This window comes from Desulfobacula sp. (genome assembly GCF_021107415.1).
Genome location: NZ_JAIOSW010000417.1, coordinates 1 through 5,794 on the forward strand (window position 1 = coordinate 1; position 5,794 = coordinate 5,794).

6 protein-coding genes and 1 pseudogene are annotated in these 5,794 nt (G+C 35.9%); 4 read left to right on the forward strand and 3 right to left on the reverse strand.

From position 1 onward, the window contains the following. Together K8S13_RS20920 and K8S13_RS20925 are read left to right on the forward strand one after the other, a co-directional pair. A partial coding sequence (locus tag K8S13_RS20920; RefSeq protein ID WP_291465665.1) for an integration host factor subunit alpha occupies window positions 1-257 on the forward strand: 257 nt, incomplete at its 5' end. An 18-nt stretch (window positions 258-275) separates the two neighbouring features. Beyond that, complete coding sequence (locus K8S13_RS20925; protein ID WP_291465666.1) at window positions 276-1,520, forward strand: M48 family metallopeptidase; 1,245 nt, start codon at window positions 276-278, stop codon at window positions 1,518-1,520. Here the strand turns inward: K8S13_RS20925 and K8S13_RS20930 are convergent, their stop codons facing one another. Together K8S13_RS20930 and K8S13_RS20935 are read right to left on the reverse strand one after the other, a co-directional pair. Beyond that, window positions 1,521-2,450, reverse strand: a complete 930-nt coding sequence (locus tag K8S13_RS20930) for an alpha/beta fold hydrolase (protein ID WP_291465667.1) — start codon at window positions 2,448-2,450, stop codon at window positions 1,521-1,523. Between the two features lie 15 nt (window positions 2,451-2,465). Further along, window positions 2,466-3,758 (reverse strand): diguanylate cyclase, encoded by a 1,293-nt coding sequence (locus K8S13_RS20935; protein ID WP_291465668.1) that lies wholly within the window; start codon window positions 3,756-3,758, stop codon window positions 2,466-2,468. A 79-nt stretch (window positions 3,759-3,837) separates the two neighbouring features. Between K8S13_RS20935 and K8S13_RS20940 the strand changes: the two genes are divergently transcribed. Continuing rightward, a complete protein-coding gene (locus K8S13_RS20940; protein WP_291465669.1) occupies window positions 3,838-4,350 on the forward strand; it encodes a YfcE family phosphodiesterase in 513 nt (170 codons plus the stop codon). 22 nt (window positions 4,351-4,372) lie between these two features. Here the strand turns inward: K8S13_RS20940 and K8S13_RS20945 are convergent, their stop codons facing one another. Then, a complete protein-coding gene (locus tag K8S13_RS20945) occupies window positions 4,373-5,002 on the reverse strand; it encodes a J domain-containing protein (protein ID WP_291465670.1) in 630 nt (209 codons plus the stop codon). Between the two features lie 134 nt (window positions 5,003-5,136). Between K8S13_RS20945 and K8S13_RS20950 the strand changes: the two are divergent. Continuing rightward, window positions 5,137-5,794: pseudogene (locus K8S13_RS20950) on the forward strand (hypothetical protein); the annotation flags it as partial.

The window sequence follows — 5,794 nt, forward strand, 5'->3', positions numbered from 1 at the left end:
CTGAAAGAATACAAGACAAGCTGAATTTGTCCAGAACAACGACCTATGAAATCATGGAAGAGTTCCTTGAAATCATTAAGGAAACTATTGAAAATGGTGAAGATATCATGATTAGCGGTTTCGGCAAATTCTGTGTAAACGAAAAAAAAGCCAGAAAAGGCAGAAACCCTGCAACTGATAAAGAAATGACGCTGCCGGCCAGAAGAGTTGTAACCTTTAAATGTTCTGGGAAACTAAGAGATCTGATTAATCCCTAAGGCTGCTTTTCTGTAAAAATGCTTTTTTCAGAACAATTTATTACCATTATCATTCTTACGACACTGATTGGCAGTTACCTTATTGATAATATTGCAGACTTTCTAAACCTTGGAAACCTGAATCAGCCCCTCCCAAAAGAGTTTAACGGCTATTATGACAGCCAAAAATATATTGAATCCCAGAACTACCTGAAGGCAAATACAAAATTTGGATTTATCACATCAAGTTTTGACCTTACTATTATACTGCTGTTTTGGTTTTCAGGTGGTTTCCAATTTATTGATTCCTTTGTCAGATCATTTAATTTGAGCCCAATTGTTTCAGGACTTTTTTTTGCAGGTATTCTTTTATTGTTAAAACTTTTGATATCCCTGCCTTTTAGTATTTATTCCACTTTTGTGATTGAAGAAAAATTTGGGTTCAATAAAACAACACCCATGCTTTTTTTTGCTGACCTTATTAAGTCCATTGTTCTTTCGGCTGTTTTGGGAGGAATAATATTATCATTGATTCTCGGCTTTTTAGAATTTGGCGGCCAATTTGCCTGGATCATGTGCTGGGCAGCAAGCACTATTTTCCTTCTGGTCGTTCAATATATAGTTCCCACATGGATTATGCCCTTGTTCAATAAATTCACTCCTTTGGAAAATGGTCCCTTAAAGGAAGCCATATTAAACTATGCAAAATCAATTGATTTTTCTCTTTCCAATATTTTTGTCATGGATGGGTCCAAAAGAAGCAGCAAATCCAATGCTTTTTTTACAGGTTTTGGAAAAAATAAACGAATCGTTTTATTTGACACCCTGATCAAAGAGCAGTCAATTAAAGAATTGGTCTCAATTCTTGCCCACGAAATGGGCCATTTTAAGAAAAAACATATTATTAAAAGAATGATTTTAGGGATCTTTCAAATGGGATTTATTTTTTACCTTATTTCCATATTTATCTCAAATGAAAGTTTATTTCATGCCTTTTTTATGAAAGATGTTTCAATCTATGCGGGGTTGATCTTTTTTAGCATGCTTTACTCACCTATAAATCTGTTTATATCCATTCTTCTTCAAATCTCCTCCAGAAAAGATGAATATGAAGCTGACCGGTTTGCAGCAAAAACTATTAAGGACAGCGGGCCATTGATCAATGCCCTTAAAAAACTGTCTGTCCATAATCTTTCAAATTTAACGCCCCATCCTTTTTATGTATTTTTAAATTATTCTCATCCACCTGTACTCAAGAGAATCAATACATTAGAATCCCTGTAATCATTCAACAACAAACCGGTTAAAAGCATCCCAGAGCTGATTATTAATCCCGATTTCCTCGAAAAAAAGTTCATGGAATGCACCTTTAATGGAAAGAAACGAACAATTGGGTAATTTGCTGCTCAATTTTTCCTGGGCTTTTGAGGATACAATAGAATCTTTTTGGGCACTGATCATCAATATAGGGGTGGAAATCTTAGCAATGATGTCATCCTGCTTTAAAACTTCAATAGATTCAAAGGCTGCATTTAGCCAGCCCCATGTAACTCCACCGATGGCAAGGTCAGGATTATTTGCAATCTCATTATGTAAAATCCGGTACTTTTCCAGATCATGGCACAAATTATTTCCTTTGAATTTTGCTTTTCTAACAGAATAATCTCCTGAACCAATGGTATATTTTTTTGCAAATTGTGTTTTAGATAATTTTTTTGATAATAATTTTGATACAGGCTTCATTATTGCCGGCATTGTAATATCGATCATGGGAGAAGCAAGCACTGCTTTTTTAATTTTTAAAGGGTGCCTGCTCATAAACCGCAGGGCAATATGCCCACCCATGGAATGTGCCAGTATATAAACCGGCAATCTTTGAGGTTCTATAACCCTTAAATAGAGTGCCGCAAGGTCATCCACATAATCATCAAACCGGTTAATATGACCTTTATGCCTGTTTTCAAGCTCCCGGGAGGATAGTCCCTGTCCTCGCCAATCCGGACTGACAACCTGGAATCCTTTTTTCTGCAGTTGTTTTGCAACCCATTTATACTTTTCAATGAATTCGGATCGCCCGTGTAATAAAAGGAAAATGCCTTTTGCAGGCTTTTCATAACAGGGAGCTATCCCATACCGAATTTTAAAAGTATCTTTTACTAAAAAATAGTGATACTCAAATATCTCTTTATTTGAGTGCGTCTTGTTATGGATCATAAAATTTATAAAATCTTAATGAATGCTTTTACTGATGCTTTGATTACGACCATTATCTTTTGCTTCATACAAGGCCTGGTCTGCCAGAGCAACCAGATCCTGGGCAGAATTATCATTTCCCGGAACCATTGTGGCAACTCCCAGGCTTAAAGTGATATGACCGTTTACTTTGGATTTTTCATGTGCAATTTCAAGATTCATTACATTTTTCCGAACCTTTTCAGCCACAGCCATGGCACCGTCTTTATCCGTACTGGGCAAAACAAGTACAAACTCTTCTCCACCATATCTTGCAGCCAGATCAGACGACCGATGGGCACTGTCTTGAATTGCCCGTGCCACTTTCTGAAGACAATCATCACCTGCCTGATGACCGTAATTATCATTATACAGCTTAAAAAAGTCGATATCACTTAGAATAACTGATAGTTGGACCTTATCCCTGGAATGTCTCTTCCATTCGGATTCAAGGTATTCATCAAATCTTCGCCGATTGGGAATCTGTGTCAGTCCATCCATAACGGAAAGCATTTTGAACTTTTCATTTAGCTTTTTTAGTGCCTGCTCTGCACGAACCGTTTCACTGATATCTATGGAAAATCCATTAAATCCATCCATTCGCCCGGATTCATCATGGGTTGCCTTTGCATAACAGAGCGCCCAGACAAATGAATTATCCTTTCTTTTAAGCCGGCAACGGAATCGAACCACTTCTTCAGCCTCATAAACACCAAACATGAATTCATCAGCTTTTTCTTTATCAAAAAACGTTTGAACAGCAAAATCGCTTATTTGTTCAGCAACAGCTTTTGCAGACTCATAACCCAGCATCCATGCGTATTCCGGATTGGCTAAAATAATATTTCCTTCCATATTTACATGATAAATACCAATGGGGGCAAAACCAAAAGTATCCTGCAAATATTGTTCCTGCTGTTTCAGGTTTGCCTTGTCTTTTAATCTGGCTGAGATATCTTTGGCAAGAACAGCAACACCCAGTTTTTCACCCTTTGTATTCATAATGGGTGCATAAAAAATATCACATTGCACTTCCTGGCCGTTTTGATTCACCTGAGAACAGGTTAGAAACTGTGTCTGTTTACAATTTATAAGCTTATTCTTACGAATGGGAATAAGTTCATTCAAAAAACACCCCATTGTATCATCTTCCGTATAACCGAATAAATCCCTGGCGCCCTGATTCCATGAGGACACCTGCAGATTTGCATCCGCTTCTATATATGCCAGCCTGGCCTGGCTGATCAAATTACCAAGCGCCAGTATTCTGTCTATTAATTTATAATTCATATTATTTTTTAAAATTTTAGTTGATTTAGATCCGATTGTATGAAATTTTATTTTTTTTAACAAGGAAAAAGCAACCCGTATGGAAAAACTGATTGTTACAGCAGACATTCATGGCAGTTACACTTCATGGTTGACCATGAAAAATCTTTTAAAACCTTCTGATAAACTTGCCATTGCCGGAGATCTTTTTGATACAAAATACGGTAATTTTTCAAATGCAGATTTTCAACCACAATCCATAAAAAATGATTTAAACACGTTCAAACATCATTTTTACTATGTCTATGGAAATTGCGATACACCTTCTTTTTTCCCCGGGTTTGACACAACAATGGAGTTTGATGTTTTCAATAAAAGAATTCTTCTTTCCCATGGCCACCGGCCTTTCACCTATTCTGCGAATATCGATATTATTATTCAGGGTCATACCCACATTTGTTTTCTGGAAAAAAAAGATTCTCATATTTTCATGAACCCGGGCTCCATCACTTGTCCTCGAAACGGTGTTTATACTTATGGTGTGATTGAAAACTCTTCGGCAAGTCTTATTGAGCTTAAAACAGGGAACAAATTAATCACTATAGATTTTTAAATCAATTATAAAAAATCTCGATTTAACTTCTCTTGACAGGTTTCACGGGTTTAACAGGATCTATTTTATCTATCCTTCCAATACTCATATCTTGATTCGACTTGGAAAGTCCTGAGTTTATCTTTCTCTTCAATGCCATATATTTTTGATACCGATAGTAAGGACTGTTTTTTTGTGAATGGTTCCTCTTTATAATTTTTTCAGCCTCCCCTTCTCTATCAGGACTAAGCTTGTAAACACTTTTAAAAACGTCACCAAACCGAACTTTTCTGTCTCTTGTTTTCCTTAACGGCTTTTCTTTTTTATATTTATTTTCAAAGAATCTGCTGTCTTTTTTCCCCCGGAAAGCGGTTAATAATAATCCAAATATTTTTAAAAAAAAAGCAATAGTCCCCATTTTTTCAGGTGTTATGGATTTCTTTTCTTTTCGTATTTTTTTAACGGGTTCATTCGACTTCAAATGCGGACCAAGATAGCGAAATGCAAGATTTATCTCTTTCATCTTTGCTTCTGCATGACTTTTTGATCCAAATTCTTTTTCTACAACATCAGGATGATATTTTTTTGCTAAATTCCGGTAGGCTTTTTTTGCTTCCTCAAAAGAGATAGTTGTTTCCAAATTTAAAATTTTAAAAGCCGTTTTTTTATCCATATTTATTCTATTATGTTTCTTGAAACAGCCTGTCAAGCTTCATCTAAGCGCTAAGCAATATAAACACCATGCAATTGCAAAACAACTATTGAAATGATACCATGAAACCTATTTTTTCCTCAAAAGGAGGCCATATGGGAAACAAAGAAAGCAAACCTGTTCGAGTTGGAGAAAGTCCTGATTTTGATGCCTGGTTTACAGCATTTTTTCTTAAAAATCATATTGACCCCTTTGCCTATCCTACCAAAGTTGGCTCAAGGGAACAAATTGAATTTATGGTCTATCCTGAAAATGGAGAACGATACTTTCCATGTTCCGACAAAATGTTTGACGCGATTATGTCCAGGAAATACCCTCCATATCTTAAAAAACATTACAAACAGGTATTTGACAGGAACATGGCCATGATTGATGAATTAATAGACTCTGAATATGACAATCGGTTTTTAAAAGCATTGGTCAAGATAAGATATGATGATGAAACCCGAACCGGCCTTCTCATACCTTCCAGGCTTGAAAAAAGGTTGTACAAAATCTTTTTAAGCCGTACTCATATTGAAAATCCGTATTCAGGAGATAAAAGATCGGCCAATAAAAAAACAAAAAAATTTTTAGACTCTGACACCCTTAAAAAAGCCCTAAATCAGATTGATGATTCATTACTAACAATTAAAGATCTGTCTTTGTTTGAATTAAGGGAAAAAATCAAAGAAATTGAATTCCAAAGACGCTTGACCCTGATCACACAAAATAGCCTATGGAGCCATGAAAATCCAAAAATTCCGTCGTTAA

Coding starts and splice junctions, on each gene's coding strand:
- K8S13_RS20935 (WP_291465668.1), bottom strand. CDS start 3,758: ATGAATTATAAATTAATAGACAGAATACTGGCGCTTGGTAATTTGATC.
- K8S13_RS20930 (WP_291465667.1), bottom strand. CDS start 2,450: ATGATCCATAACAAGACGCACTCAAATAAAGAGATATTTGAGTATCAC.
- K8S13_RS20925 (WP_291465666.1), top strand. CDS start 276: ATGCTTTTTTCAGAACAATTTATTACCATTATCATTCTTACGACACTG.
- K8S13_RS20945 (WP_291465670.1), bottom strand. CDS start 5,002: ATGGATAAAAAAACGGCTTTTAAAATTTTAAATTTGGAAACAACTATC.
- K8S13_RS20940 (WP_291465669.1), top strand. CDS start 3,838: ATGGAAAAACTGATTGTTACAGCAGACATTCATGGCAGTTACACTTCA.